Raw genomic sequence first — 26,544 nt, 5'->3', positions numbered from 1 at the left:
TCACGCGGCCGCCAGCGAGAAGCGCCCGATGACTTCGCGCAACGCACCCGCCTGGTCGTTGAGGGACTGCGCCGCCGCGGCGGCTTGTTCGACGAGCGCCGCATTCTGTTGCGTCACCTTGTCGATCTGGCTCACCGCGGTGTTGACCTGATCGATGCCTTCGCTTTGTTCCCGCGAAGCGTGGCTGATTTCGCGCAGGATGTGATTGACGTGACGCACGGCCTGATCGATCTCGCTCATCGTGGACCCGGCACTTGCCACCTGCTCGGCGCCGCGCTGGACGGTGGTCGCCGAAGACTCGATCAGTTGCTTGATTTCGCGCGCCGCCGTGGCCGAACGCTGAGCGAGGTTGCGCACCTCCGACGCGACCACCGCGAAGCCGCGCCCTTGCTCGCCGGCTCGGGCGGCCTCGACGGCCGCATTGAGCGCGAGAATGTTGGTCTGAAACGCAATGCTGTCGATCACGGCAATGATTTCGTTGATCTGGTTCGAACTCTGCGAGATCGCTTCCATCGTCTGCTCGACCTGCATCACGACGCTGGTGCCGCGCGCAGCGATGGCAGCCGCGTCATCGGCGAGTCTCGCGGCAACGCTCGCGCTCTCGGCGTTTTTGCGCACGTTCTGCGTCATCTGATTCATGCTCGACGCCGTCTCGAGCACCGCTGCGGCTTGTTGCTCGGTACGCTGCGAAAGATCGGCGTTGCCGGCCGCGATTTCCGCCGAGCCGAGTGCGATGTTTTCCGCGCTGGAGCGCACGCCCATCATCGCGGTCTCGAGGTCGGCACGCATGGTTTCGAGTGCGTACATCAGGCTTCCGGTGTCGCCGGGCGCCACCGCGACGCGCACGCCAAGATTGCCTTCGGCCACGCAATGCGCGGTAGCCACCGCATTCTCGATCTCTCCGCCCACCGCGCGGCGCGCGCTCCGCAGGGCCAGCGTCATCACGAGCGTCGCCAGGCCGCCAAGTACCGCAACGCCGGCCAGCCAGCGTTCGGCGCAAGCCATCACCGTTCCGCGAATGTCGTCCACATAGGCGCCGGTGAACAGCACCCAGTTCCAGTCCTGAATTTGCCGCGAGTAGGCGAGCTTTTCGATGGGCGCGCTGCCGCCCGGTTTGGGCCAGTAATAGGAAACGAAGCCGCCGCGAGAATCTTGCGCAGCCGCGATGAGATCCGCGTAGAAGCGCTTGCCGTTGGTGTCCGCCATCGAGGCCATGCTCTTGCCCGTGATCTCCGGCTTGAGCGGATTCACGACGATCACGGCCTGAGGATCGCACACCGTGATATAGCCATCCTTTCCGTAACGCAGCGACGCGATCACCGCGATCGCCTGCCGTTTGGCCTCGGCCTCGCTGATTTGCTGGCGCGCGGCTTCATCGTGAAAACGGTTGACGGCGCTGACGGCTTCGTCCATCAACGTGGTGAGATGCAGCCGTCTTTCAGCGAGAATGGCCGCGCGCGTTTGCCAGATACCGATCGCCGCGATCAGCAGCAGGCCGACCCACAGCACGACGATGGTGGACGTGAGCTTCTGGTTGAGCGTGAGCGTCGTGCGCGCACGAGGTGAGACCGTTGACATGGAGAAGGGAAATCCTGTGTAGCGTTCGTCCAAGATGACTGCGGAGCCCGAATCCCGCTCGCGCCCACTGCCGCAGTCCGCTTTAACGACCGGCTGCACATTGCCTTGAGCGGCGAGGCAGACCCAACGCCCTTGCTCGAACACGCCGCGAGCGGCATCGCGGCGGCCGGCAACCCATCGATCGATTCGATTCGTGCTTCGATCGCCTTGGCAGACCGGCTTCGCGGCCGTCGAACCATGTCTCGCCAAACGATTCGCTCAGCGAAATTCCAATAAACAAAACAGATTGCCCGAGCGGCAGTTCGCATGGCCTCGAACAGCGCGCTGTCACATGCCGAACCTCATCCAGGCCCACCCACCCCCACCCACCCGGAAGGCGGCCCATGACCTTGCAAACGACAACTCAACACCGCAGCAACGGCTCCAGCATCTCAACGAGAAAGTCGATAAACACCCGCACGCGCGCCGTCATATGCCGCTGGCTGCTGAAGATCACGTGGATATCTTCGATGTCGCCGGGGTTGTAGGCCGCCAGCAATTCGACGAGCCGCCCCGCAGCGAGATCGTCCTTGATATGAAACAGCCCGAGACGGCTGATACCGAGTCCCGCCAGCGTGAGTTGACGCATCGTCGCGCCGTTGTTCGTCAGGATGTCGCCGCGCACGGGAAAGTGAAACGTGCGCCCGTCGATGCGGAATGGCCATTCGTCCATCGAGCGCCGGAAATTGAAATTGAAGCATCGGTGCCCGGCCAGATCCCCGGGCGCCCGCGGTACGCCATGCGCTTCCAGATAGCCTGGCGCGGCCACCACCGCGCGCCCCGTCGACCCCAGCTTGCGCGCGTGAAAGTTGGCGTCCGGGAGCGGCCCCGTGCGCACGGCCACGTCCACGCGTTCGCGCTGTAGATCCACCACCGCATCCGTCAACGACAGATCGACCCGAATGCCCGGATAGCGCGCGGTGAAGAGCGGCATGAGCGGCACGATGTAGTGCGTGCCCATCGGGATCGACACATTGATGCGCAACGCGCCGCGCGGCGCGGATGTGCCTTCGGCAATACCCTGCTCGGCTTCGTCGATGTCGTCGAGGATCAGCACGCAACTGTCGTAGAACTGCCGCCCTTCCGTGGTCACGGCGAGATGCCGCGTCGAGCGCTGAAACAGCAATACGCCCAGCCGAGCTTCGAGCCGGCCGATGAGCTTGCTGACAGCCGAGGGCGTCAGGCCCAGCGCTTTACCCGCCGCCGAGAAACTGCCCGTTTCAACCACCCGCGTGAACACGCGCATCTCCCCGCTTCGACTGTCCATGCACTGGTAATTTGAGAATTCGATTCACAAATGATATTCCCTCGCATCGGCTAGGAAAAGGTAGCGCGCGCCGCCACAATTCAGGGTTCGGGGCGCACGCGCCGCGGTCATCCGCCGTATTTGCCGTATTCGCCGTATTCCGCTGTATTCGACTGGAAGCAACATGACGACACTTTTCGACGCCTACGATCTGTCGGGCCGACCACTCAGAAACCGCGTGGTGATGGCGCCCATGACGCGCGCCCGCGCGCCGGGCCACACGCCCAACGAGGAAACCGTGCGCTATTACGCGCAACGCGCGAGCGCGGGCCTGATCGTCACGGAAGGCACGCCGATCAGTCCCGAAGGCAATGGTTTCGTCGATTGCCCGGGCATCTGGAACGACCTGCAGGTCGCGGCATGGCGCAACGTCACGAATGCGGTCCACGATCTCGGCGGCACGATCTTCACGCAGATCTGGCACGTGGGCCGCATGAGCCACGTGTCGCTGCAACCCGGCGGCGCGGCGCCCGTCAGCTCGACCACGGCGCAAGCGGTGAAAAGCTCCGCGTTCGGCTATGACGACCACGGCAAGCCCGCGTTCGTGACCGCGAGCCAGCCGCACGCGCTCACGCTCGACGAAATCGCGCGCGTGATCGAAGATTTCGCGAATGCGGCGCAGAACGCCGTGGCCGCCGGCTTCGACGGCGTGGAAATCCACGGCGCGAACGGCTATCTGGTCGAGCAGTTCATCAACGGCGCGGTGAACGATCGAACCGATAGCTACGGCGGCAACACGGTGGAAAATCGCGCGCGTTTCGCGCTCGACGTGGTGGACGCCTGCATCGCGCGCATCGGCCGCGAGCGCGTGGGCATCCGGCTCTCGCCGTTCGGCCGTCTGCATGAACTCGGCGACTTCGAAGGCGAAGCCGAGACCTTCCTGCATCTCGCCCGCGAACTGGGCGCGCGCGGTATCGCTTACGTACACATCATGGATCAGGCGAGCCGTGGCGCGCCCGCCATGCCGGCAGGCTTTCTCGAACGATTCCGCGAGACCTGGCGAGGCACCCTGATTCTCGCGGGCGGCCTCGACTTCCGGAAGGCCGCCGAGCTGATCGGCAACGGCACCATCGATCTCGCCGCTTTCGGCGCGCCGTATATCGCGAACCCCGACCTCGTCGAGCGCTTCCGCCATGGCTGGACGCTCGCCAAAGTCGATCAAAGCACCTACTACGGCGGCGACGCACGCGGCTACACCGATTACCCGCATTACGCGGGCGAAGCGGCCTGAGGCGCGACGGCGAACCGCACGCGTCCCGTGCGGCGGTTCGCTCCTCCCTGAAACGCAGCGCGACGAACGGCGTGGCGGCGAGCCACGCAATCGGCCGCTCTCTCCATCGGCACCGCGACGCCATGCCGCCCCGGATATAAGCGCCACATCAAAATCACTTACGGAGTGTGCATTTAGACAACAAGCGACTTGCAATCCGTCTCGCGATCACTATAATCAGGGTTATCCCTTAGGTGCATTCCCCTAGACCAGCGAGAACATCATGACCGCAGCGATCCTTGAACATGCCACCCGTTTCCTGAGCAGCCTCCGCCGCCTTGGCGCCGAAGCGCTCGACCGTCACCTCGAGTACTGCGAACTGCTCGCAGAAGCCCAACGCCGCTCGTTCTAAGCACGGCGTAGCAACAAAAAGTCGTCGCAGTACCAGCCGCTGGAATCGCCTGCGGCCCTGCTGGATCGGACGCCTTGTCGCGGTAGATGTGCGCGGCGTTCGCATGTGAGCCGGCGTCTAGAATTTTGCTGACGTTGGCTTGCGGTTGTCCCAATGTCGTTCGGCAGCGCGCTTTCGGCGTTGCTTCGGGCGTTGCTTCGAAAAGTCACGCGTTGCGCGCGCCCTTGCAGGCTTGCGCGCTGTGCGTGCATCCCACACGAGCCAGCTAGTGGCGCCCGTGCAACCGCACCGGCGCCAGGCTTTGCTTCATGTAGCAACGCTTCGCGCACACTGGCTTCCCGGCGGCGCGCGAGCGAACGCCTTCTCTCGTCCGTTCCCTTCGCCGAAACCGGTATGCCTGGCCGCGCGCTGCGACGCATTGCTGCTCCACGTTCGTCGCCGCACACCTCGTCCATGGCACCGCTCAACGTTACGCGTTGGCCGCGACTTCAGCTTCCCGCCTCGCCACGCTTCATCTCCTCCTGAATCCATTCGGCCAGCCTGCGCGCCCCGTCCGGCAATTCCGTGCCGCTACGCGTGCACAGGTAGTAATCGCGGCCGTCGTCGAGCGGCGCATCGAGCAGCTTGACGAGTTCCCCCGAAGCCAGCTCGCGCGCGATCAGCGGCTCGCGCAGCAACGCGACTCCCATGCCCGCCCGCGCCGCCGACAGCGTCAGCTGCCCGTCCTCGAATAGCGGCCCGATCGCGGGGTTGACGTGGCCCGCGTGACCCACGTTCGTCACGCCATAGCGATGCAGCCACGCACCCCACGTCGCGCGATCCTCGTCGTGCACCAGCGGCAATCCCGCGAGGTCGGCGGCACGCTTGATGGGCCCGTGCTTCGCCAGAAACGCCGGGCTGCACACCGGCACCACCTCGCCCGAAAGCAGCTTCGTGCGCGTATAGCCGGGCCAGTCGCTCGCGCCGAAGCGAATCGACAGATCCGACGCGTCGCTGTGGTAGTTGCGGTGATTCGCGTACAGCACGTTCACGTCGACGTCTTCGTTCGCGGCGAGAAACCCGCTCAGACGCGGAATGAACCAGCCCATGCCGAACAGCGGAATCAGGCTGATCGATACCTGGCGCGGCGCCATACGGCTGCGCACGATGCCCGTGGCGCTGCGCAACACCGAAAACGCCGCGCTGATCGAGCGGTAATAGTCGCGGCCTTCGTCGGTCAACACGAGCGTGCGTCCCTGCCGCAACGTGAGCGGCGTCTGCACGAAGCTCTCCAGCAACTGCAATTGATGGCTAATGGCCGAGGGCGTGATGTCGAGTTCCGCACCCGCGCGCGTGACCGACCCCAGCCGGGCAAATGCCTCGAACGCCCGCACGGCGCGTAACGGCGGATCATCCTGCAATTGTTCGATATTTTTCATGTTTTGAATTTTACGACAGAAACACGCGCCGCTTCAATCTCAGCCATTACCCCGGCAAATAACGGATATCAACCGAAATATTCGTCCATATATCGTTTTACGTCTGTAGATACATTTATTTTTCATTTGGGATTGACTCGACAAAAGATTAATATTTTTCACATATACAGACAGACGCAGGCCCACCCCATGACGCAAGAACGGATCATTCCGATCCAGCAAGAGCCCGCCAGCCATGACGACCGTCTCGGCATTCTGGCGCGCCGCCGTATCGAAGCCGAAATCATCAAACCGATCTACGAGATCCTCAAGCGCGACCTGGGTATCGAGCGCGCGCAGGCGGTGATCGGCGAAGCCATTCGCGGCGCGGCGATCGGCGCGGGGCAGTCGTTCGCGGCGCAGGAAGAAAACGGCACGAGCATCGCGTCGTTCGTCGCGCTGCAAGTGCTGTGGGAGAAGGACGACGCGCTCACGGTGGCGGTCCGGCGCGAAGACGAGACGCACTACGACTACGACGTGCACCGCTGCCGCTACGCGGAGATGTATCACGAGATGGGTCTCGGCGAGATCGGCCATCTGCTCAGTTGCGCGCGCGACGCGTTGTTCATCGAAGGCTACGACCCGCGCATCGAACTCACGCGCACGACCACGATCATGCAGGGCGGCCCGCGTTGCGACTTCCGCTACCGGTTGACGGAAAACGGCGCGTCCCCTGCCACGGGGCAACGCCATGCGTGACGCCCTCGCCTTGCCCGCCGCGGCGCAACTGCCTTTCGTCGATGGCGCGCGCCTCTGGGACTCGCTCGAACGCATGGCCCGGATCGGCGCCACGCCCAAGGGCGGCGTCTGCCGTCTCGCGCTGAGCGAACTCGACCGCGAGTCGCGCGACCTGTTCGTCGCGTGGGCGAAGGAAGCGGGCTGCACGATACGCGTCGACCAGATGGGCAACGTGTTCGCGCGCCGCCCCGGGCGGCAGGCTAACGCCGCGCCGGTCGTCACCGGTTCGCACGCCGACTCGCAGCCCACGGGCGGCAAATACGACGGCATCTACGGCGTGCTGGGCGGCCTGGAAGTCGTGCGCGCGCTGAACGACGCGGGCATCGAGACCGAACGCCCGATCGACGTCGTGATCTGGACCAACGAGGAAGGCTCGCGTTTCGCCCCGGCAATGATCGCCTCGGGCGTGTTCGCGGGCGCGTTTTCGCTCGACTACGCGCTGGCGCGCGCCGACAAGGTGGGCGTGACGATCGGCGAGGCGCTCGACGCCATCGGCTATGCGGGTGCCGAGCCCGTCGGCTTTCCGGTGCATGCGTTTTACGAGCTGCATATCGAACAAGGCGCGATTCTGGAGCGCGCGGGCGCGACCATCGGCGTGGTCACGGCGGGTCAGGGACAGCGCTGGTACGAACTCACCTTGCGCGGCACCGACGCCCACGCGGGCACGACGCCCATGGACTTGCGCCGCGACGCGCTGGTGGGCGCCGCGCGCGTGATCGATTTCATCGATAGCGTGGGCCGCGCGCACGCACCGCATGGCCGCGCGACCGTGGGCATGATCGAGGCGCGGCCGAATTCCCGCAACACGGTGCCCGGCGAGTGCTTCGTCACGATCGAGTTTCGTCACCCCGAGTCGGCCGTGCTCGACGCAATGGACGCCAGCCTGCGCGAGGCCGTGCAACGGATCGCCGCGGCCCGGAACCTCGAAGCGCAGATCGCGCAGATCTTCGACTACGCGCCGGTGCCGTTCGCGCCGGCGTGTGTCGACGCCGTGCGCGACGCCGCGCGCGCCCTCGATCTGCCGCATCAGGACATCGTTTCGGGAGCGGGCCACGACGCGTGTTATCTCGCGCGCGTCGCGCCCACGGGCATGATTTTCATCCCGTGCGTCGGCGGCCTGAGCCACAACGAGGCCGAAGCCATCACGCCGGAATGGGCCGCGGCGGGCGCGAACGTGCTGCTGCACGCCGTCGTGCGCAGCGCGGGCGTGATTTCCGCCGCTTGAATACCGATTGAATGCCGATCGAACGCGCGGCCCGCTAACGCCATCGACTGAATCCGCGTCCCCACGACGCACCACTGCGAGTATCACCATGACTTCCACGCCCCCGGACCGGATCGGCGCCGTGCCCGCCATCCCCTACGCGTTCCCGCTGAATCGCGCGATCTCGCCCGCCACCACGGCCTTGATCGTTATCGACGTGCAGGGCGACTTCTGCGCGGAAGGCGGCTACATGGCCGGTTTCGGCTTCGACCTGACGGCGCTGCGCAAGCCCATTCCCCGCATTCGCGAGTTGCTGGAGGCGTGCCGCGAGCACGGCATCACCATCTGCCATACGCGGGAGACGTTCTCCGCCGACCTCTCCGACGTGCAGCCGCACCGGCTCTGGCGCGGCGCGGACGGCAAGGGCGTGGCGGTGGGCGACAGCGGGCCGAACGGCCGCTATCTGATTCGCGGCGAAGCGTGCTGGGACATCGTTCCCGAAGTCGCGCCGCTGCCCGGCGAGCGCATTTTCGACAAACCTTCGTACGGCGCGTTCGCGACCACCGATCTCGACGCCTACCTGCGCGAGCAAGGCATCCGCGACCTGATCTTCGCGGGGCTCACCACCGACTGCTGTATCCACACGACGGTGCGCGAAGCGCTCGACCGTGGCTACGACACGCTCACGGTGTCGGACGCCACGGCCGCCGGCACCGAGGACGTGCACGAGGCCGCGCTGCGCCTGCTCGTCAAGAAGAGCGGCGTGTTCGGCGCGGTCGCCGATACGGCCGCCGTGCTCGGCGCGATTCGAAACGTGGCCAACGTCAACGCCGCCAGCCCTTCATGAAGCCCGCGTAAGCGACCCAAACCGACTCCATCCGACCCACGGCGAGCCGCGTAGCGCTCGCCTTCCCCAGACCGATTCCGATTCCATCCCGACCATGAAACGCCATACTTCGCATTCCTCTGCATCGTTCCTCAAACCGCTGGCGTTCGCGTTCTCCGCCATCCTGCCGATGATCGCAGGCGGCTTCGCGCACGCGCAAAACGCCTCGGCGGCCACGCCCGCGACCGGCCCGCGCACGATCCTGATCGGCGTGGCCGGCCCGCTCACGGGCCCTTCAGCGCGCATCGGCAAGGACCTCGAAAACGGCGCGCGTCTCGCCATCGACGACGCCAATGCGAAACATCCCACGCTGAACGGCCAACCCGTCAAGTTCGCGCTCGCCTCGGTGGACGACGCCTCCGATCCGCGCGTGGCCGTGACGGTCGCGCAGCAACTCGTGGACCAGCACGTGGTGGGCGTGGTCGGTCACTGGAACACCGGTTGCAGCGTGCCCGCTTCGCGCGTCTACAACGCGGCCGGTATTCCGGAGATCGCACCCGCGTCCACCGGGCATCAGTACACGCTGCAAGGCTATAACACCGCGTTCCGTATCATGGGCCACGACGATCTGAGCGGCGCGATCACCGGCGAATACGCGGTGAAGACGCTCAAGGGCAAGCATATCGGCGTGATCGACGACCGCACGGCATTCGGCTCCGGCCTCGCCACGCAATTCGTCAAGGGCGTGGAGGCGAACGGCGGCACCGTGGTCGATCACGAATACGTGGACGACAAAACCGTCGACTTCAGCGGCGTGCTGACCACGCTGAAATCCAAAGGCGTGGACGTGCTGTTCTTCGGCGGCCTCGATACCGAGGAAGCGCAGGTCGCGCGCCGCATGAAGCAGTTGAACATCAAGGCGACGCTGCTCGGCGCGGGCGGCACCAGCCACACGTTCGTCAAGCTCGCGGGCGATGCGTCCGAAGGCGTGATCGCGCTCGAACCGGGCCGTCCGCTCGAAGAAATGCCGGGCGGCAAGGCATTCGACGCGGCCTATCGCGCCAAATACCATCATCCGGTCGAACTGCATGCGCCGTTCGCCTACGACGCGGCCGCGACGATCATCGCGGCGGTCGAGCAAACCCAGTCGACCGATCCGGCGAAGCTCACCGCCGCCGTGCACGCGATCAGCCGCCAGGGCGTGACGGGCACCATCGCCTTCGACGCGCAAGGCAATCTGCGCGACCCCGCGTTCACGATCTTCAAGGTCAGCGGCGGCGAGTGGAAGATCGAGAAGCTGCTCGGCGGCGAGACGGCTGTCGCCGCGAAGTAAGCGCGAATTAAGCGCGAAGTAAGCGCGAAGTCAGTTGGCGAACGCACGGGCCGCGCGCGAGCGCCGCAGCCCGCGCCCCTCGGCGAAGCAGGCGCGCAGCTCGAGGGAAGCGAGCGCCGTCAAGGCGTATCCGGCGATTCCCGCTGCGTGAGCGCCGCCTCCAGCGCCCACGTTTTCACCGCGTGCCGCGCGGGACAGGCGATCACGTTCACGCTGCGCCGCGCTTCGGTATCGGCATTCGAACGGGCCGCAGCACTGGCTTGATTCGCCGGCCCGGCAAGCCAGCCGCGCCGCTCCAGCGCCTGCACGCGCTGCCGGAACGCGATCTGCAACGCGTCCGACTTCACCGAGACCTCGCTCTGCCAGCCTTCCGGCACGCACTCGGGACGAATGCGCCGCAGCACCGCGTGATCCTCTTCGAAGATCTTCAGGTTGCGCTTGCGAAAGCGCGCGTCGAGCAGCGGGGTCTTCAGGAAGGTGCGGCCCATCATCCACACGGTGCGCGTCTGCAGCGTATCCACGGGCACGTGCGCCGAAGCGATGAAGATTCGCCAGCCGTTGCCCAGCGTGAGTTCGAGCGTCGCGCACGGGCCGCTCAAATGAAAACCGGTTTGCGTGACGACTTCCACGTGCTCGCCCGTTGGCGTGCGCTTGAGCCACCCCTTGCGGCGCGGCCGCCGCATCGTGAGCGTCGCGCAACCGCTCCACGCGTCTTGCGCCACCACGTCGAATTCGCCGATCTCGGGCCGGTCCGGCGCACCGAACGATGTGCCGTGCACGAACGGCGCGTGCGCGAAGTCCAGCCCGTTCTCGACAATGCGCTCCCAGTTCGCCGCCCACTCGAACGTGCCGTGTATCACGCGCACGTTGGGGTCGTCGGCCCACGCGAGGTCGGGTAGCGGCGGGCGCTCCGCCTCGGGCACGTCGCCCAGCAACGCCCAGATCCAGCCGTGCCGCTCGACCACGGGATAACCGTCCACGCGGGCGCGCGCGGGAATGCGCGCCTGCGGTTGCGCGGGAATGTGCGTGCACACGCCGTCGCCGCCATAGCGCCAGCCGTGATACGGGCATTGCACGCCGCCCTGCACGCGCCGTCCCGCGGAAAGCGACGCGCCGCGATGCACGCAGATGTCCGAGAGCAGATGCGCGCGCCCCGCCTCGTCGCGAAACGCCACGAAGCGATGGCCGATGAGCGTCACGGGCAGCAAATCGTCGCGCAACGCCGCCGAAGCGGCCACGACGTACCAGAGATTTTTGAGCATGCGGTCAGATCGCGAGAAAACGTCCACGCAGTCTAAACGAGCGCATGGGTCCCTTGCAGATCGACTGCGTGGGCGCCGTCCGTCAAGACGCGCGGTTTGAACCGAGCATGGCCGCCATGGCCTGCTCCAGCGTGGTGGTGCCGAACGCGCGCTCGCTCGCGGGCGTCTCCACGTCGATACGCCCCGCGTTGTGCACATCGAACAGGTCGATGACGAGCCGCGCGTGCTGCGGGCTCAAGCCGCCTTGCGCGAGCGTGGCTTCCCATTGGTCGCGCGGCAACGCTCGCGCCTTGACGGCCCGGCCGCTCGCCTTTTCGATGGCGCGGGCCACGTCGCTCGCGCTCACGCGCGCCGGGCCTTCGACGCTCACGAGACGTGTGCCGCGCAACGCGCCGCCTTCGCGCAGCAGGCGCGCCGACACCACGCCCACGTCGGCGGCCGCGATGGCCGGAAAGGATTTGTCGACGGGATCGTGGAAGCTCGGCAGTACGCCGCTCGCGAGCGCGACCGGCAACACGCGTTGCCAGTTGTGCAGGTGCTCGGCGGAGCGCAGCAGCGTGAGTTGCGACGACACCTCGCGCAGCGCCGCCTCGAACGCATGAAACAGCGTCGTGATGCCGGTGTTTTCGCTCAATTCCGCGCCGTAGTCGGACAGCGCGACCACGGGCACGTCGCGATGCGCGGCCAGCACGCGCGCGATCCCGTCGATGGTCGCGCGCATCGTGTCGGCGGGACGCGCCTCGCCGCGCGGCAGCGGAACCAACGCCTGCACGGCCTGCGCACCGTCGAGCGTGCGCGCCAGCGCGAGCGCGTCGTGCAGATCCGCCACCACCACTTCGCACCCGAGTTTCGCGAGCGCGTCCCCTTGCGCCGCGTTGCGCACCACCGCGCGCACCGGCAGCGACGCGTGCCGCAGTGCCTTCGCCGTGGCCAATCCAACCGTTCCCGCAGCGCCCCAGATCACATACATGGCTCGACTCCTGTCGACTGGTTTAAGGTCGATCCAGCGTAGCGCGGCGGCGCCCGGCTTACGCGCAGAAACGGCTGGCGCCAGGCAGATTCGGATGATCGCGTGCGCGCACGAACGCCACGCGGCGCGCGCGGCGGCGCATCCATGCATAATGCGCAAAACCGCTTTGATCGAGGTACGAACCGTGAACGCGAAGGAACCCATCGCGAACCTGGCCGCCGGCGCGAGCGAGCGCCTGCGTTCGAGCGACGCGCTCGGCTGGTCGGGCTTCGGCGCGGAACTCGTTGGCATTGGCGCGGGCGCGCATCGCGTGCCGGCCATGAATGCGCATCGCGTCGGCGTGCATGTCGGCCCTCCGGTCGCCGCGCATTGCCAGTGCGACGGCCGCCGCATGTCGCGCCTCCAGAGCCAGGGCGACGCCGACGTGATTCCCGCCGGCTACGACGGCGTGTGGTCCGACGACGCCGATTGCACAATTCTGCGCATCGCGTTCAGCGCGGAATTCGCGCAACCCACGCTCGCGGCGCTCGAACGGCGCGGCACGAGCGCGCAGATCCGGCCGCGCTTCCAGTGGCGCGACCCGCGCTTTCAGCATCTCGCGTGGGCGTTGCGCGCGGAACTGGAAGCCCCGCAGGCCTCCGACACGCTCTACGCCGAAAGCCTTTGCGTGGCGATGATCGTGCGTCTCGCCGAAGGCGCAGATAATTCGGATACCAAAGCATCGCCGCCTGCGCTCCCACGTCATCTCGCGCTGCGGGTGATCGACTATATCGACGCCCACCTCGACGCGAGTCTCACGCTTGCCGAACTCGCGCAGGTGGCAGGCCTCAGCGTGCCGCATTTCAAGGCGCTGTTTCGCGCGAGCTTCGCGATGCCCGTGCACCGCTATGTTGTTGAAAAGCGGGTCGAGCGCGCGCAGACGCTGCTGCTGCAAGGGCGCCTTCCCGCGAGCCGCATCGCGCTCGATTGCGGCTTCGCGCACGCGAGCCACATGGCGGCGTGGATGAAGCGCACGCTCGGTGTCACGCCGCGTGAGATTGCACGTGCGGCAGCCCAGCGCGTGGACGAATGAGGCGCGGCAAGCGCCAGGCTGCGCGCCCCCCTTCGCGGAGGCATCCGCGCATTCGACGGAAAGCGCCCACACTTTAAAGATCGCCGTTTCTTGCGGGTGCCGCGCGCGGCGCGCCGTTCGCCTGACGAATCGATCCGTCCCTTCGAAATATCCCGCGTTGCAGCAACGCCAGTGACGATCAGGGTTCCTGAACATTGCAATGCAGCGTAAAACGCGCATGCGGGCGCCCATTTGGCAGAGCGGCCGATTTTCGCCAATAATTCCCCGAATCTCCCTACTGGACGACGGCGGCCATGGACTACTCTCCCGAAGCCATCCGCACGATCGCACTCGTCGGCCATGCCGGTTGCGGCAAGACCTCGCTCGCCGAAGCGCTGCTGCACGAGGGCGGCGCGCTGCATTCGGCGGGCAGCGTGAGTCGCGGCACCGCGTTGTGCGACTTCGATCCGCTCGAACGCAAATATCATCATTCGCTCAGCTCCGCCATCGCCCATTTTCATCATCGGGACACGCGCATTTATCTGCTCGATACGCCCGGTTACCCCGACTTCGCCGGGCTGTCGATTAGCGCGCTGCCGGCGGTGGAAACGGCGGCGATCGTCATCAATGCGCGCACGGGCATCGAGATGACCACGAGCCGCATGATGACTTATGCGCAGGATCGCCAGCTCTGCCGCATCGTGATCGTCAACGGCATAGACGGCGAAAAGGTCGACCTGCCCGCGCTGCTCGAACAGATCCAGGAGACCTTCGGCAAGACCTGTTTGCCGATCAATCTACCCGCGCACGGTGGCCGCGACGTGGTCGACTGTTTCTTCAATCCGGCCGGCGAGGCCGATTTTTATTCGGTGGAAGCGGCGCACAACGCGCTCATCGATCAGGTGATCGAACTCGATCCCGAACTGATGGAGCTGTATCTCGAACAGGGCGAAGCCATCCGCCCCGAGCAACTGCACGAACCGTTCGAGCGCGCGTTGCGCGAAGGTCATCTCGTGCCCGTGTGCTTCACCTCGGCGGCCACGGGTGCGGGTATCGCGCAGTTGCTCGACGTGTTCGTGAAGCTGCTACCCAACGTGACCGAAGGCAATCCCCCGCTGTTTTATCGGCAAACGGAGAGCAAGGTCGAGCCCGTGCATGCGCGACCGGATGCGAAGCAGCATGTGCTCGCGCATGTGTTCAAGATCGTGATGGACCCGTATATCGGCAAGATGGCCGTGTTTCGCGTGCATCAAGGCACGGTCGCGCGCGACAGTCAGTTGTATATCGGCAATGCGCGGCAGCCGTTCAAGGTCGCGCATTTGATGATGCTGCAAGGCAAGGATCACACGGAAATTCTGCGCGCGGGTCCCGGCGACATCTGCGCGGTCTCGAAGGCCGACGAGATCGGTTTCGACGACGTGCTGCACGACGCACCCGAAGACGGCAACATCCATCTCACGCCGCCCGATTTTCCGAATCCGATCTACGGTCTCGCCATCGAGCCCGCGCGGCCCGGCAACGAACAGCGCTTGTGGGAAGTGCTGCAAAAACTCGCGGCCGAAGACCCGTGTTTGCATATCGAGCATCCCGCGGGCACCAACGAAACCGTGGTGCGCGGTCTCGGCGAACTGCATCTGCGCTATATGCTGGAGCGGCTCACGGACCAGTACAAGCTCGAGGTCGTCACGCGGCCGCCCACGATCGCGTGGCGCGAGACCATTGGCGGCAAGGCGGAGGGCCATTGCCGCCACAAAAAGCAAACGGGCGGCGCCGGGCAGTTCGGCGAAGTCATGTTGCGCGTGGAGCCGCTCGCGCGCGGCGCGGGCTTCGAATTCGTCGACGCGGTGAAAGGCGGCGCGATACCCTCGCAGTTCATGCCGGCGGTCGAAAAAGGCGTCCTGCAGGCGATGGGCAACGGGCCGCTCGCGGGTTTTCCCATGCAGGACCTGCGCGTGACCGTGTTCGACGGCAAGAGTCATCCCGTGGATTCGAAGGAAGTCGCGTTCGTCACGGCGGGACGCAAGGCGTTCATCGACGCCGTGCTCAAGGCGCAGCCCATCGTGCTCGAACCGATCGTCGACATCGAGGTGATGACGCCCGAAGCGGCCATGGGCGACATCATCGGCGACCTCTCCTCGCGGCGCGGCCAGGTGCACGGCACGCGCACGCTGGGCGGCCACGCCATGGTGATCGCGGGCAAGGTGCCGCTCGCCGAACTCAACGACTATCAGTCGCGGCTCAATTCGCTCGCGGGCGGCCACGGCAATTACAGCATCCAGTTGAGCCACTACGATCCGGTGCCGCCGAATCATCAGGAAAAGCTCGCGGCACAGCATAAGAGCCGGGCCGAAAGCCCCGATTGACTCCGTCGATTTCCGGGTTTTCGCACAGGCTATTGATTAGGAAATGAACATTTCCTATAATCGGCGAATGGCAACGGAATCCACTCCCCACGTTCAGGCGCGTAGCCCGGGTCGCCCGCGCGAATTCGACATGCGTACGGTCGTCGAGGGCGCCGTGCGCGTATTTCGCGAGCGCGGCTATCACGCGACGTCCCTCGGCGATCTCAGCGAAGCCACGGGCCTCACGGCCGGCAGCCTGTACAAGGCGTTCGGCGACAAGCGCGGCATTTTTCTCGCGGCCTTCGACCATTACGTGAACGCGCGCCACGTGCAACTGCGCCGCCTGATCGACGCGCAACCCAATGCGCGCGCGAAGATCCACGTGATTTTGCGCTCGTACGCGGAGCTTTCGCACGGCAGCGAAGGCCGGCGCGGCTGCCTCGTGGTATCCAGCGCCACGGCGCTCGCCACGCTCGACGACGAGATGAGCGCGCGCGTGGAAGCCGCCATGCGCCGCACGGAAACGTTGCTGCGCCAGCTACTCGACGAAGGCCAGAAAGACGGCTCGGTGGCGGCCGGCGTGAACGCGGCGGCCATGGCGCGCTGCCTGATGGCCTTGCTGCAGGGCTTCCGGTTGATCGGCAAGGCGGGACGCACGCAGCGCGACATGCTCGCCGCCGCGGACGAAGCCATGCGTCTTCTCGGTTGATTTCGCGTTCGCGCAGCTTGCGCGACATTTTTTGCTCATTTTGGAAACGATCATTTCCAATTAAAGGGGATTCTTCATGACGCTCATCGCCTGTCCGCCCGCTTCGTTTGCCGATACGCAACTCGCCGGTTTCGATCATCGTTTTCAGACCGTGCACGGCACGCGGCTGCATTACGTCACGGGCGGCAACGCGTCGGGCGAGACGGTCGTGCTGCTCGCCGGTTACCCACAAAGCGGCCATGCGTGGCGCAAGGTCATGCCGTTGCTGGCCGCGCGCTACCGCGTGATCGTGCCCGATCTGCCGGGCCAGGGCGACTCGGACCGGCCGCTCGACGGCTACGACACGCAATCGCTCGCCGCCAGCTTGCGCGCCTTGCTCGACGCGCTCGGCGTGCGCCGTCATCATCTGGCCGCGCACGACGTGGGCGCGTGGGTGGCGTTTACCTATGCGGCCAGCTTCGGCGGCACGGTGCAGCGGCTCGCGCTGCTCGACGCGGGCATTCCCGGCGTGACGCTGCCCGAGGCGCTGCCCGTCGCGCCCGAGCGCGCATGGCGCACCTGGCATTTCGCGTTTCATGCGATCGCCGATCTGCCGGAACTGTTGATCGAAGGAAAGGAGCGCGCGTATCTCGACTGGTTTTTGCGCCGCAAGACCGCGAATCCGCAGACGTTCAGCGAGGCCGACATCGACGAATATTTGCGCGTCTTCCTGCGTGACGGCGGCCTGCGCGCCGGACTCGCCTACTACCGCGCGGCGGCGCTTTCGGCGCGGCAGAATCGCGAACTCGTGGCACAGGGGAAACTGCGCATGCCCGTGCTGGCATTGAGCGCGGACCAGGGGTCGATTCCCAGCATGGCGGAACCGCTGCGCGCGTTTGCCGACGACGTGCGCGGCGCGACGCTCGCGCAGTGCGGCCACTTTCTGCCCGAGGAACAGCCCGAGGCGGTGGCCGCGCAACTCATCGACTTCTTCGGCGAGCACGGCGCGAATCACACGTGAGCCGCGCTATTGCGGCGCGTCCACCGTATTCACCGCGGAGGAAAACACGTAGCCCTCGCTGCGCAGCGTCTTGATGTAGCGCGGCTCGCGCGCTTCGTCGCGCAGGCGCTGACGCAGCCGGCTCACGAGCAGGTCGATCGAACGGTCGAACGCGTCGGCTTGACGGCCTTGCGTGAGACTCAGCAACTGGTCGCGCGTGAGCACGCGTTGCGGATGGTCGAGGAACACGCGCAGCAGCCGGTATTCGGCGCCGCTCAACGCGACGATGGTGCCTTCGGCGTCGAGCAGATGGCGCGCCGTGGTGTCGAGCCGCCAGTCGCCGAAAGCCAGTAGCTGCGCGACTTCGCTCACCTGCATGCCGGGCGGCAGCATGCGCGTGCGGCGCAGCACCGAGCGGATACGCGCGAACAGTTCGCGCACGGCGAACGGCTTGGGCAGGTAGTCGTCGGCGCCCATTTCCAGACCGACGATGCGGTCGGTCTCTTCATTGCGCGCCGTGAGCATGACCACGGGCACCGCGCGATGCTTGCTCGCGCGAAGCTCGCGGCACAGCACGAGGCCGTCGTCGCCGGGCATCATCAGATCGAGCACGATCAGGTCGGGGGCGCCGTTTTCGAGCGCGGCGCGCATTTCGCGGCCGTTCGCGGCGAGCGACACGCGCATGCCGTTCTTCTCGAGGTAGGCGCCGACGAGTTCGCGAATGCCGCGATCGTCGTCGACGACCAGCACGTGATCCAGCTTTTCCGTCATCGGGGGTCGTCTCCTTGCCTTCTGCGTGACTCGCGCGCGCCGCGTTCGGCGATGCACGAACAGTACACCGGATGCACGATCTCCGCCGCCAGACCGCTTGCCGCGAACAGCACGATGGCGATGAGCCGCTTCATGCGTCCTCCACCACGGAGAGGCTCGCGCCGTCGGCCACCGCAGCGGGCAGCGCGTAGACATCGACGCCTTCGAGGCAACCGAGATTCACGCGCCAGCGCGCGGGGTCCTTCCGGGTCTGGTGAAACGGATAAATTCCGCAGTGCTTGCAGAAATAGTGCTTTGCAACGCGCGAATTGAACTGGTACAGCGTGAGTGCGTCTTCGCCTTCGAGAATCGTCAGGCGGTTCGCGTCGAACATCGGACTCATCAATGCGCCGCGGCGGCGGCACAGGCTGCAATTGCAACGCACCGCGCTTTCGAGCGCCGTCTCGACCTCGAACTTTACCGCGCCGCAATGGCATGCGCCTTTAAAAACCGTCGTGCTCATTCGCCCTCTCCGCTTTTCGTGAATGTCGTGTCGGATTTATAGCGCAAGCCGCGCGGGCTTCTGTATCGCAATGTATCCGCCGCGCGGGTGGACACAACACCTTGCAATTTTCAGCCGATACGGCTCGCTCGCGCGCAAACGGATTCGATCGATACATGATCGACTGAATGTCGCAATGAGTGGATTATCACCATCGACGATGCAATCGACAATGTCGTCATGGCTCGGCATGAGGCCGCGCCGCTTCACGATCGAAGGGAGCATCGACATGGACATTCAAACGCGGCAGACCCGTATTCACGTGCGTGTGCAAGGCGAAGGCGAGCTGGCGCTCGTGTTTCTGCACTACTGGGGCGGCTCGTCACGCACGTGGGACGCGGTGACGGGCGCGCTTTCGGACACCTGCCGCACCGTCGCGCTCGATCAGCGCGGCTGGGGCGAATCGGAGGCGCCCGCGCAGGGCTATGCGATCGCCGATCTCGCCGACGACGCGCAGGACGTGATCGAGGCGCTGAAGCTCACGCGTTACGTGATCGTCGGGCATTCGATGGGCGGCAAGGTCGCGCAGTTGCTGGCCGCGCGCCAGCCCGCCGGACTCGCGGGCGTGGTGCTCGTCGCGCCCTCGCCGCCCTCGCCCATGGCGTTTCCCCTGGAGCAGCGCGAGGCGATGGCAGCGGCCTATGCCACGCGCGCCTCGGTCGAAGCCGTGCTCGACCACGTGCTCACCGCGCGGCCGCTCACGCCCGCGCAACGCGAACAGGTGATCGCCGACAGCCTGTGCGGCGCGGCGCCTGCCAAAGCCGCGTGGCCCATGGCGGCGATGCTCGAAGACATCACGCGCGAGGTGGCATCGATTCGCGTGCCGGTGCTCGTGGTCGCGGGCGAAGCGGATCAGGTCGACCGGCTGGACACGTTGCAACGCGAACTGCTGCCGCGCATTGCCGGCGCGCGCCTGCAGGTGTTGCCGGGCACGGGGCATTTGTCGCCGCTGGAAGCGCCCGCCGAGGTGGCCGCCGCCGTGCGCGCCTTCGTGGCCGGACTCGACGCGCCGCGCTCGCCGGAGCAGGTGCCCGTGGCATTCGACGCCGCGTTCAATGCGGGCGACCTCGACCGGTTGATCGGCGTGTTCAGCGAGCACGCGACCATGCGCATGGCCGACGGCACGACCGTGGCGCACGGCCGCGAGGCGCTGCGTGCGGCGTTTGCGCGGCTGCTGGAGACGAAGCCGCAAATTCGCAACGACGTGCGCCTCACGCTCGTGAGCGACGATCTCGCGCTCGTGCTGCTCGACTGGACCACGACGGCCACAGCGCCGGACGGCCAGCCGCTCACGCAACGCGGCACCGCCACGCAAGTGATGACGCGCGACGCCGCCGGCATCTGGACGCTGCGCATCTCGAACCCGCCCGGCGTGCAGTAAGGCGACGCCAACGCGCCTTCAGGCACGATCAGGAACGATCGCGCGCCGTCACGCGCGCTTGCGCGCCTTCGGCCGCGGCGAGCGCGCTGCGGCCACCGGCATGGCACGGTCCCATGGCGGGTCGTCGCCGAACGCCGCGGCGAGAAAGTCGAGGAATTGCCGCACCTTGAGCGGCAGGTGGCGCGCGCTCGGGTAGACCGCCTGGATCGTCAGGTCGGTCGCGCGGTAACCCGGCAGCAGTTCGACCAGTTCGCCGCGCGCAATGGCCTCGCCGAACACGAAGGTCGGCCCGTACACGATGCCCGCGCCGGCGAGCGCGGCCGCCAGCAGCATCTGCGTGTTGTTCGCGGCGAGCCGGCACGGACCGTCGATCACGTGCACGCGCTGGTTCGCGTCGGTGAGCGTCCAGTCGCCGGACGACACCGCCTCGCTGAACGTGAGGCGGGGCGCGCGGCGCAGATCGTCGAGCTTGCGCGGCAAGCCGTGGCGCTCGATATAACCCGGCGACGCGCACACGACCATGCGGCACGGCGCGAGCCGCCGCGCGATCAACGTGGAGTCGGGCAGGCGGCCGACGCGCACCGCGAGATCGACGCCGGTCTCGAGCAGGTCGACATAACGGTCGCTCAGCGCGACCTCGACATTGACCTCGGGGCACGCCGCCATGTATTGCGCGATCACCTCGCCCAGATGCATCGCGCCGAAGGTCACGGGCGCCGCCACACGCAGAACACCGCGCGCGCTCGCCTGCGCTTCGCTGGCCTCGCGGTTCGCTTCGTCGCAGGCTTCGAGAATGTGGCGGCAGCGTTCGTAGTAGACCTGGCCCACGTCGGTCAGGCTCAGCCGGCGCGTGCTTCGTTGCAGGAGCCGCGCGCCGAGCCCGGCTTCGACGGCGCTCACGTACTTGCCGGCCATGGCGGGCGAGAGGCCGAAGCGGCGCGCGGCGGCGGCGAGACTGCCTTCGTCCACGGCGGCCACGAACACGCCCATGGCGGTCAAACGGTCCATGATTTTCCTCGATGGGGATCGGCATGAATTCGATCACGAAACGATCGAATACGCCAAGCGGAATCAGGATTATGAACCGTTCGAACGCGCCAGGCAGCGTAGGCTACTGGCTCGATGAACTCGACGCACTCGCGCACGTCTTCAACGCGCCCACGGGACGACGCGCACGCACGGCCGGACCGAACGCGAGCGCGCTGCACAGCGCCAGTGCCCACGCGCCCAGCACGCCATACAGCATGACGATCTCGAAGCCGTGCACGAGCGCCGCATGCACGAGTGCGCCGTGCGGATCGGCTGCGGCCAGGCTGGCGTTGTTCGTCGTCAGGCGGTCGAACGAACCCGCCGCGATCTGCTCCGCGAGCGAACGCAAGCGTGCATGAGGCGCTACGCCGGGCAGAGTGCGCGCGAGCGCCGCGAGCACGCCCTGGAGCAGCAGGAAGCCCATCAGCGCGATGTTGATGGCGAGACTGATGAGCCGCGCGCTCATGTCGATGCCCGACGCCATGCCGGCGCGGTCCGGCGACACCGCGCCCGTGGCCGTGTTCGTGACGGGCGTGTTCGTCATGCCGAGCCCGATGCCGCAGAGCACGCAGCCGGGCAGCATCGTGAGCCAGCTCGCGTGCGACGCGCCGGCGCCGAACTTCATCAGCACGAAGCCCACGCCGATGATGAACAGCCCGAGCGGGATGACGCGGCGCGCGCCGATGCGCAGCGCCAGCCGTTCGGCGTAAGGCGGGACCACGAGCGTTGGCAGCGTATAGGCGAGCAGCGCCGACCCGGCCGCGACGGACGAATAGCCGAGCGCACCCTGAAAATAAATCGGCAGATAGATCATGAATGGCCAGTAGCTGAAGTTCATGCCCATCGACCCGAACAACGCGCCGGAAAACGGCCGGATGCGCAGCACGGAAAAGTCGAACATGGGCCCCGCGCTGCGCTTTTCGATGACGACGAACGCGGCGAAGCTCGCCAGCGTGGCCGCGACGATGCCGAGCGACGCGGGACTGCGCAGACCGAGATCCGGGCCTTGCGTGATGAAGAAGACGAGGCCGAAGGTGGCCACGGACATCGTCAGGATGCCGGGCACGTCGAGGCGCTGCGCGGAAGGATCGCGCGACGCCTGCACGCCGGCATGCGCGAGACCGAGCGCGACGAGCGCAATCCACGCGTGCACGAGAAACACCCACTGCCAGCTGGCGACGGCCACGATCAGGCCACCGACGATCGGCCCGAATCCCAGCCCGATGCCGAACACGATGCCCCACGCGCCGAACGCCTTGCTGCGCGCGCCCGGCTCCTGGAACTGATGCGAGAGCACGGCCACCTGGCAGATCAGCATGGCGCCCCCGGCGAGGCCTTGCAGAAAGCGGCTCGCGATCAAGACGGCCGCGCTGTGCGCGACGCCGCAGAGCAGCGACGTGATCGCGAACGCGACGATGCTGATCGCGTAGACGCGCTTGCGGCCGAAGCGGTCGGCCAGCGCGCCCGTCGCCATCAATACGGTCGTGCAGGCCAGCGTGTACGCATTCATGATCCATTGCAGCTGCCGAAAGTCGGCGTGGAGCACGGTTTCGAGCGTCGAGAGCACGGTCGGCACGCTCGAGATTTCAAGGCCGAACATCAGCGAAGTGAGGCAGACCGCTGCGAGCGCGAGGGCGTTGTGAATGGGGCGGCGTGGAGTCATGGTCGCGAGGAAAAGGACGTCGTGAGATCCACCGGTGTGCACGCCGATGGCGGATAGAGCAACGCGTCGTTGGAGGTACTATATCGGGAATATCCTTCCCGATTTGCGCGCACTTTTCCCGTGAATTGTTCTTTTCAGGACCCAATGCAATGGACAAGCTCGATGGCGTTGCCGTTTTCGTGCAGGTGATCGAAGCGGGCAGCTTCACGCTGGCCGCCGAACGCATGAACCTCACGCGCTCGGCCGTGGGCAAGGTGATCGCGCGGCTCGAACAGCGGCTGGGTGCGCGACTGCTCCAGCGCACCACGCGCAGCCAGACGCTGACCGAGGCCGGCCAGGCGTACTACGACCGCTGCGTACGCGCGCTCGCCGAACTCGATGCCGCCGAGGTCGAACTCGAAAGCGGCCACCGCGAGCCGCGCGGCCGCTTGCGTGTGAGCGCGCCGATTGCGTTCGGGCATCAATGCGTCGCGCCGGTGCTGTTCCGCCTCGCGCACGCGCACCCCGAGTTGCAGATCGACATTTCGTTCACGGACCGCATGGTGGATCTCGTGGAAGAACACGTCGATCTGGCGGTGCGCATCGGCGCATTGCGCGACAGTACGAGTCTCGCGGCACGGCCGCTGGGCGTGCAGGACATGAGCATCGCCGCGGCGCCCTCGTATCTGGCGCGGCACGGCATGCCCGTCGACATCGACGATTTCGCGGGGCATCACGGCATTGCCTACTCGCGCGATGGCCGCGTTTCGCCTTGGCGCATGCGCGATGAGAATGGCGATGAACACGACCTGAAGATCGAGCCCAAATTGAGTCTCGACGATATCCAGGCGATCGCCGGCGCAGGTGTGGCGGGCCTGGGTCTGGTGCAGATTCCGTGCTGGCTGTTGACGCGGTATATGGCGAGCGGGGAACTGGTTGCGGTGCGGGAGCGTTGCGGCGTGCGGCCGCAAGAGATTCACGCGGTGTGGATCAAGACGCCGTATGTGCCGTTGAAGACGCGGTGTGCGATTGATGCGCTGGTGGAGGGGGTGGTGGGGATGAGTTGAGCGAAGCGAGGCAGATTTCGCGCGGGCCGGAAGCGCGCGTCATGGCTCCGCGCCCGCCTCCCGCCCCGCCCGAATCGTCCCCGCCGCCACCGCCGCGCCAACGAACGCGCAGATCGCCGAAACCAGCGCCACCGCCCTCAACCCCGCCTCGATCGCATCGCCTTCCGCGGCGACACCACGGAGCGCGCCGCTCGCCAGCCGCGCGTCGTGCGACCACGTGAACACGATGCCGAGCACCGCGATCGCCAGCAGACTCGCGACGCGCGCCACGGCGTTGTTGATGCCCGAGGCCACGCCGGTCCGGTCGCTCGCCACCGAGCCCATCACGGTGGTCGTGAGCGGCGCAACCGTGATCGTCAATCCCAACCCGAGCACCGCGAGCGCGGGAAAGAAACCCGCCCAGTAATCGCCACGCGCAAACGGCATCGCCAGCAAGACAAAGCCCAGCCCCGCCACCGCCGGCCCGACCGTCAGCAACGCGCGCGCGCCAAAGCGGGTCGTGAGCCCGCCCGTGAAGCGCGAGAGCACGCCGATGATCACGGGCACCGGCAGCAACGCCGCGCCCGCCTCGGTGGCGCTGTAACCGTGCGCGCGGATCAGCGTGTAAGGCAGAAAGAACAACGCGCCGCCCAGCCCGAAATACAGCAGCAGCGTGACGAGATTCGCGCCGCTGAAGTCGCGCGAGCGGAACACGTCGAGCGGCATCATCGGGTTCGCGCTGCGCGCTTCGATTGCCACGAACGCGGCCAGCACGAGCACGCCGCCGCCGATCGGCGCGAGCACGAAGCCATGCGCGAAGCCGCGCGCCGAAGCCTGCGTCAAACCGAATGTGAGCGCGGCCAGCCCGGCGGCGGCAATCAGCGCACCAAGCCAGTCGAGCTTTTGCGGCGCGTCGAACTTGTGACTGTTGGGCACCGAAGCCACGGCGAGCGCGATCGTCACCGCCGCGAGCGGCACGTTGAGAAAGAAGATGGCGCGCCACGAGAACGCGTCGACGAGCCAGCCGCCCGCCACCGGCCCCACCGCCGAGGTGATCGCGCCCACGCCCGCCCAGGTGCCGATGGCGCGGCCGCGCGCTTCGCCGTCGAATACCGCGCCGATGATCGACAGACTGCTGGGCACGAGCAGCGCCGCGCCAATGCCCTGCACGGCGCGCGCCGCGATCAGCGCCCCCACGCCGGGCGCGAAGCCGCACGCGGCCGAAGCCAGCGTAAATAACGCGATGCCCGCGATGAACACCGTGCGGCGGCCGAGCTTGTCGCCCATCGACCCGCCCACCAGCACGAGCGAGCCGAGAAACAGCAGATACGCGTTGACGACCCACTGCATGCCCGCGACGCTCGCGCCGAGTTCGCCCTGAATGGACGGCAACGCGACATTGACCACCGAGCCGTCGATGAACGCCATGCTCGAGCCCAGAATGGTGGCCGCGAGCGCGAGACGTTTGCGCTGGCAGGGCCGGTCGACGGCGCTGGGCTGCGCGCGAATGACCAGTTCGTCGCACGGGCTGGCCTGCGCCGGTACGGCGTGCGCGGGCCGCGCTGCACGATTGAGAACGTTCGGGTTGGCCAAGCTCGCTCCCACGCGGTTCGGGTTCGAGAATGACGATAGCAGGCAACGCGTGCACACGTTTCGAGGCCTTGTAACGGCACTATTTTCGTTTCGCCGATACGGCGCGCGCTCACGCACCAGATTGGTGAATCGGGCGTTCCGGTACGCGCAAATCGCCGCTGGGGTCATTCGCGTTTCGGGCGCTCTTGCCCGTTGCACAAGGCTTGGCGCACACCTTGCTTAGAGAGCTTCCGTTCGCGAACGTCTTATCGCGCCTGTCACTCTCCGGGGAACCCAGATGGCTTTCGAATCGACCTTTTCGCCGCGCCGCCGCGCGCTCGCCGCGCTGCTCGCCGCGCCCCTGCTCACGCTGTTCGCTGCGCAAGCCGCCCACGCCGACGCGCTCGACGCCATCCAGAAGCGCGGCACGCTGCGCGTGGCGGTGCCCGAGGACTACCCGCCGTTCGGCGCGGTCGGCCCCGACATGCAGCCGCAGGGTTACGACATCGACATGGCCGCGCTGCTCGCGAAGTCGATGAAAGTGAAGCTGCAACTCGTGCCCGTGAACAGCGCGAACCGCATTCCGTATCTGCAAACCGACAAGGTCGACCTCGTGATTTCGTCGCTCGGCAAAACGCCCGATCGCGAGAAGGTCATCGACTTTTCGGCCGCCTACGCGCCGTACTTCCAGGGCGTGTTCGGTCCCGCCGACGTCAAGGTCGGCAGTCCCGCCGATCTCACCGGCAAGACCGTCGGCGCGACACGCGGCGCGCTCGAGGAAGTCGCGCTCACCAACATGGCGCCCAACGCGACCATTCGCCGTTTCGACGACAACAACGCCACCATCCAGGCGTTTCTCTCGGGCCAGGTGCAGTTGATCGCGGCGGGCAACATCGTCGCGGCGGCCATTCTCGCGAAACATCCGCCGCGCGAGCCGCAGATGAAGTTCATCATCAAGGATTCGCCGTGCTTCGTCGGGCTCGACAAGAACGAGCCGCAACTGCTCGCCAAGGTCAACGCCACCATTGACCAGGCGAAGAAGGACGGCTCGCTCCAGGCGATGTCGAAGAAGTGGTTCGGCCAGCCGCTGCCGGCCGGTCTCTGACGCAGCCTTTCGTCGATGCAACGCCGACCGGCCTCGCATCG

The 26,544-nt window shown here is 66.5% G+C and carries 24 protein-coding genes; 13 read left to right on the top strand and 11 right to left on the bottom strand.

The genetic code is table 11. The features are described 5' to 3' along the window. Positions 1-1,578 (bottom strand): methyl-accepting chemotaxis protein, encoded by a 1,578-nt coding sequence (locus FAZ98_RS26195; protein WP_158955527.1) that lies wholly within the window; start codon positions 1,576-1,578, stop codon positions 1-3. Between the two features lie 403 nt (positions 1,579-1,981). Further along, on the bottom strand, positions 1,982-2,863 hold the full coding sequence (locus tag FAZ98_RS26190) for a LysR family transcriptional regulator (RefSeq protein WP_233272924.1): 882 nt from the start codon (positions 2,861-2,863) through the stop codon (positions 1,982-1,984). Positions 2,864-3,047: 184 nt separating this feature from the next. Between FAZ98_RS26190 and FAZ98_RS26185 the strand changes: the two genes are divergently transcribed. Then, the gene (locus FAZ98_RS26185) at positions 3,048-4,154 is read left to right on the top strand and encodes an alkene reductase (RefSeq protein ID WP_158955523.1); all 1,107 of its coding nucleotides are present in this window, start codon (positions 3,048-3,050) and stop codon (positions 4,152-4,154) included. A gap of 262 nt (positions 4,155-4,416) precedes the next feature. Continuing rightward, positions 4,417-4,545, top strand: a complete 129-nt coding sequence (locus FAZ98_RS35990; RefSeq protein ID WP_267904866.1) for a hypothetical protein — start codon at positions 4,417-4,419, stop codon at positions 4,543-4,545. 488 nt (positions 4,546-5,033) lie between these two features. Here FAZ98_RS35990 and FAZ98_RS26180 read toward each other — a convergent pair whose 3' ends face one another. After that, complete coding sequence (locus FAZ98_RS26180; RefSeq protein ID WP_158955521.1) at positions 5,034-5,963, bottom strand: LysR substrate-binding domain-containing protein; 930 nt, start codon at positions 5,961-5,963, stop codon at positions 5,034-5,036. 189 nt (positions 5,964-6,152) lie between these two features. On the opposite strand from FAZ98_RS26180, the gene FAZ98_RS26175 reads away from it, so the two are divergent. The 4 genes from FAZ98_RS26175 (at position 6,153) to FAZ98_RS26160 (ending at position 10,103) form a co-directional block, all read left to right on the top strand. Continuing rightward, complete coding sequence (locus FAZ98_RS26175) at positions 6,153-6,701, top strand: L-2-amino-thiazoline-4-carboxylic acid hydrolase (RefSeq protein ID WP_158955518.1); 549 nt, start codon at positions 6,153-6,155, stop codon at positions 6,699-6,701. Then, entirely contained in the window at positions 6,694-7,965 is a 1,272-nt protein-coding gene (locus FAZ98_RS26170) for a Zn-dependent hydrolase (RefSeq protein ID WP_158955516.1), read from the top strand. Before FAZ98_RS26175 ends, FAZ98_RS26170 begins: the two co-directional genes overlap by 8 nt. 88 nt (positions 7,966-8,053) lie before the next feature. Next, positions 8,054-8,791, top strand: coding sequence for a cysteine hydrolase family protein (locus FAZ98_RS26165; RefSeq protein WP_158955513.1), 738 nt, complete (start codon positions 8,054-8,056; stop codon positions 8,789-8,791). Between the two features lie 169 nt (positions 8,792-8,960). Beyond that, entirely contained in the window at positions 8,961-10,103 is a 1,143-nt protein-coding gene (locus FAZ98_RS26160; RefSeq protein ID WP_158956541.1) for a branched-chain amino acid ABC transporter substrate-binding protein, read from the top strand. Positions 10,104-10,222: 119 nt separating this feature from the next. Here FAZ98_RS26160 and FAZ98_RS26155 read toward each other — a convergent pair whose 3' ends face one another. After that, positions 10,223-11,365 carry an aromatic ring-hydroxylating dioxygenase subunit alpha gene (locus tag FAZ98_RS26155; RefSeq protein ID WP_158955511.1) on the bottom strand — a complete coding sequence of 381 codons (1,143 nt, stop codon included), beginning with the start codon at positions 11,363-11,365 and terminating at the stop codon, positions 10,223-10,225. A gap of 82 nt (positions 11,366-11,447) precedes the next feature. Continuing rightward, positions 11,448-12,335, bottom strand: a complete 888-nt coding sequence (locus FAZ98_RS26150; protein WP_158955509.1) for an NmrA family NAD(P)-binding protein — start codon at positions 12,333-12,335, stop codon at positions 11,448-11,450. 184 nt (positions 12,336-12,519) lie between these two features. Between FAZ98_RS26150 and FAZ98_RS26145 the strand changes: the two genes are divergently transcribed. The 4 genes from FAZ98_RS26145 (at position 12,520) to FAZ98_RS26130 (ending at position 17,437) form a co-directional block, all read left to right on the top strand. Continuing rightward, positions 12,520-13,407: an AraC family transcriptional regulator gene (locus FAZ98_RS26145; protein WP_407672141.1), complete on the top strand. Its 888-nt coding sequence runs from the start codon at positions 12,520-12,522 to the stop codon at positions 13,405-13,407. A gap of 293 nt (positions 13,408-13,700) precedes the next feature. After that, on the top strand, positions 13,701-15,749 hold the full coding sequence (gene fusA / locus FAZ98_RS26140) for an elongation factor G (RefSeq protein WP_158955507.1): 2,049 nt from the start codon (positions 13,701-13,703) through the stop codon (positions 15,747-15,749). Between the two features lie 130 nt (positions 15,750-15,879). Next, entirely contained in the window at positions 15,880-16,437 is a 558-nt protein-coding gene (locus tag FAZ98_RS26135; RefSeq protein ID WP_158955505.1) for a TetR/AcrR family transcriptional regulator, read from the top strand. A 76-nt stretch (positions 16,438-16,513) separates the two neighbouring features. Further along, positions 16,514-17,437, top strand: a complete 924-nt coding sequence (locus FAZ98_RS26130; RefSeq protein ID WP_158955503.1) for an alpha/beta fold hydrolase — start codon at positions 16,514-16,516, stop codon at positions 17,435-17,437. Between the two features lie 6 nt (positions 17,438-17,443). Here FAZ98_RS26130 and FAZ98_RS26125 read toward each other — a convergent pair whose 3' ends face one another. Genes FAZ98_RS26125 through FAZ98_RS26120 form a run of 3 tightly spaced genes read right to left on the bottom strand, consistent with a single transcriptional unit; the run spans position 17,444 to position 18,689 of the window. Next, positions 17,444-18,187 carry a response regulator gene (locus tag FAZ98_RS26125; protein ID WP_158955501.1) on the bottom strand — a complete coding sequence of 248 codons (744 nt, stop codon included), beginning with the start codon at positions 18,185-18,187 and terminating at the stop codon, positions 17,444-17,446. Further along, on the bottom strand, positions 18,184-18,321 hold the full coding sequence (locus FAZ98_RS35455; protein ID WP_199272415.1) for a hypothetical protein: 138 nt from the start codon (positions 18,319-18,321) through the stop codon (positions 18,184-18,186). The genes FAZ98_RS26125 and FAZ98_RS35455 overlap by 4 nt, the downstream gene beginning before the upstream one ends. Continuing rightward, entirely contained in the window at positions 18,318-18,689 is a 372-nt protein-coding gene (locus FAZ98_RS26120) for a GFA family protein (protein ID WP_158955499.1), read from the bottom strand. The genes FAZ98_RS35455 and FAZ98_RS26120 overlap by 4 nt, the downstream gene beginning before the upstream one ends. Before the next feature lie 268 nt (positions 18,690-18,957). Here FAZ98_RS26120 and FAZ98_RS26115 point away from each other — a divergent pair, with 268 nt between their 5' ends. Further along, entirely contained in the window at positions 18,958-20,109 is a 1,152-nt protein-coding gene (locus FAZ98_RS26115; RefSeq protein WP_158955497.1) for an alpha/beta fold hydrolase, read from the top strand. A 48-nt stretch (positions 20,110-20,157) separates the two neighbouring features. Here the strand turns inward: FAZ98_RS26115 and FAZ98_RS26110 are convergent, their stop codons facing one another. Both FAZ98_RS26110 and FAZ98_RS26105 read right to left on the bottom strand, forming a co-directional pair. Continuing rightward, positions 20,158-21,117 carry a LysR family transcriptional regulator gene (locus FAZ98_RS26110; RefSeq protein WP_158955495.1) on the bottom strand — a complete coding sequence of 320 codons (960 nt, stop codon included), beginning with the start codon at positions 21,115-21,117 and terminating at the stop codon, positions 20,158-20,160. Positions 21,118-21,220: 103 nt separating this feature from the next. Continuing rightward, a complete protein-coding gene (locus FAZ98_RS26105; RefSeq protein WP_158955493.1) occupies positions 21,221-22,801 on the bottom strand; it encodes an MFS transporter in 1,581 nt (526 codons plus the stop codon). Between the two features lie 149 nt (positions 22,802-22,950). Between FAZ98_RS26105 and FAZ98_RS26100 the strand changes: the two genes are divergently transcribed. Further along, positions 22,951-23,847 carry a LysR family transcriptional regulator gene (locus FAZ98_RS26100; RefSeq protein WP_158955490.1) on the top strand — a complete coding sequence of 299 codons (897 nt, stop codon included), beginning with the start codon at positions 22,951-22,953 and terminating at the stop codon, positions 23,845-23,847. 39 nt (positions 23,848-23,886) lie between these two features. Here FAZ98_RS26100 and FAZ98_RS26095 read toward each other — a convergent pair whose 3' ends face one another. After that, positions 23,887-25,419, bottom strand: coding sequence for an MFS transporter (locus FAZ98_RS26095; RefSeq protein ID WP_158955488.1), 1,533 nt, complete (start codon positions 25,417-25,419; stop codon positions 23,887-23,889). Positions 25,420-25,696: 277 nt separating this feature from the next. Here FAZ98_RS26095 and FAZ98_RS26090 point away from each other — a divergent pair, with 277 nt between their 5' ends. Then, positions 25,697-26,503 (top strand): transporter substrate-binding domain-containing protein, encoded by an 807-nt coding sequence (locus FAZ98_RS26090; protein ID WP_158955486.1) that lies wholly within the window; start codon positions 25,697-25,699, stop codon positions 26,501-26,503. Positions 26,504-26,544 lie beyond the last annotated feature (41 nt).

Origin of the sequence: Paraburkholderia acidisoli (assembly GCF_009789675.1) — a bacterium.
Classification (GTDB): Bacteria; Pseudomonadota; Gammaproteobacteria; order Burkholderiales; family Burkholderiaceae; genus Paraburkholderia; species Paraburkholderia acidisoli.
Note: the sequence above shows the minus strand (reverse complement) of the source record. Positions and strands in the feature narration are given on the sequence as shown.

Coding starts and splice junctions, on each gene's coding strand:
- FAZ98_RS26195 (WP_158955527.1), bottom strand. CDS start 1,578: ATGTCAACGGTCTCACCTCGTGCGCGCACGACGCTCACGCTCAACCAG.
- FAZ98_RS26190 (WP_233272924.1), bottom strand. CDS start 2,863: ATGCGCGTGTTCACGCGGGTGGTTGAAACGGGCAGTTTCTCGGCGGCG.
- FAZ98_RS26185 (WP_158955523.1), top strand. CDS start 3,048: ATGACGACACTTTTCGACGCCTACGATCTGTCGGGCCGACCACTCAGA.
- FAZ98_RS35990 (WP_267904866.1), top strand. CDS start 4,417: ATGACCGCAGCGATCCTTGAACATGCCACCCGTTTCCTGAGCAGCCTC.
- FAZ98_RS26180 (WP_158955521.1), bottom strand. CDS start 5,963: ATGAAAAATATCGAACAATTGCAGGATGATCCGCCGTTACGCGCCGTG.
- FAZ98_RS26175 (WP_158955518.1), top strand. CDS start 6,153: ATGACGCAAGAACGGATCATTCCGATCCAGCAAGAGCCCGCCAGCCAT.
- FAZ98_RS26170 (WP_158955516.1), top strand. CDS start 6,694: ATGCGTGACGCCCTCGCCTTGCCCGCCGCGGCGCAACTGCCTTTCGTC.
- FAZ98_RS26165 (WP_158955513.1), top strand. CDS start 8,054: ATGACTTCCACGCCCCCGGACCGGATCGGCGCCGTGCCCGCCATCCCC.
- FAZ98_RS26160 (WP_158956541.1), top strand. CDS start 8,961: ATGATCGCAGGCGGCTTCGCGCACGCGCAAAACGCCTCGGCGGCCACG.
- FAZ98_RS26155 (WP_158955511.1), bottom strand. CDS start 11,365: ATGCTCAAAAATCTCTGGTACGTCGTGGCCGCTTCGGCGGCGTTGCGC.
- FAZ98_RS26150 (WP_158955509.1), bottom strand. CDS start 12,335: ATGTATGTGATCTGGGGCGCTGCGGGAACGGTTGGATTGGCCACGGCG.
- fusA (WP_158955507.1), top strand. CDS start 13,701: ATGGACTACTCTCCCGAAGCCATCCGCACGATCGCACTCGTCGGCCAT.
- FAZ98_RS26135 (WP_158955505.1), top strand. CDS start 15,880: ATGCGTACGGTCGTCGAGGGCGCCGTGCGCGTATTTCGCGAGCGCGGC.
- FAZ98_RS26130 (WP_158955503.1), top strand. CDS start 16,514: ATGACGCTCATCGCCTGTCCGCCCGCTTCGTTTGCCGATACGCAACTC.
- FAZ98_RS26125 (WP_158955501.1), bottom strand. CDS start 18,187: ATGACGGAAAAGCTGGATCACGTGCTGGTCGTCGACGACGATCGCGGC.
- FAZ98_RS35455 (WP_199272415.1), bottom strand. CDS start 18,321: ATGAAGCGGCTCATCGCCATCGTGCTGTTCGCGGCAAGCGGTCTGGCG.
- FAZ98_RS26120 (WP_158955499.1), bottom strand. CDS start 18,689: ATGAGCACGACGGTTTTTAAAGGCGCATGCCATTGCGGCGCGGTAAAG.
- FAZ98_RS26115 (WP_158955497.1), top strand. CDS start 18,958: ATGGACATTCAAACGCGGCAGACCCGTATTCACGTGCGTGTGCAAGGC.
- FAZ98_RS26110 (WP_158955495.1), bottom strand. CDS start 21,117: ATGGACCGTTTGACCGCCATGGGCGTGTTCGTGGCCGCCGTGGACGAA.
- FAZ98_RS26105 (WP_158955493.1), bottom strand. CDS start 22,801: ATGACTCCACGCCGCCCCATTCACAACGCCCTCGCGCTCGCAGCGGTC.
- FAZ98_RS26100 (WP_158955490.1), top strand. CDS start 22,951: ATGGACAAGCTCGATGGCGTTGCCGTTTTCGTGCAGGTGATCGAAGCG.
- FAZ98_RS26090 (WP_158955486.1), top strand. CDS start 25,697: ATGGCTTTCGAATCGACCTTTTCGCCGCGCCGCCGCGCGCTCGCCGCG.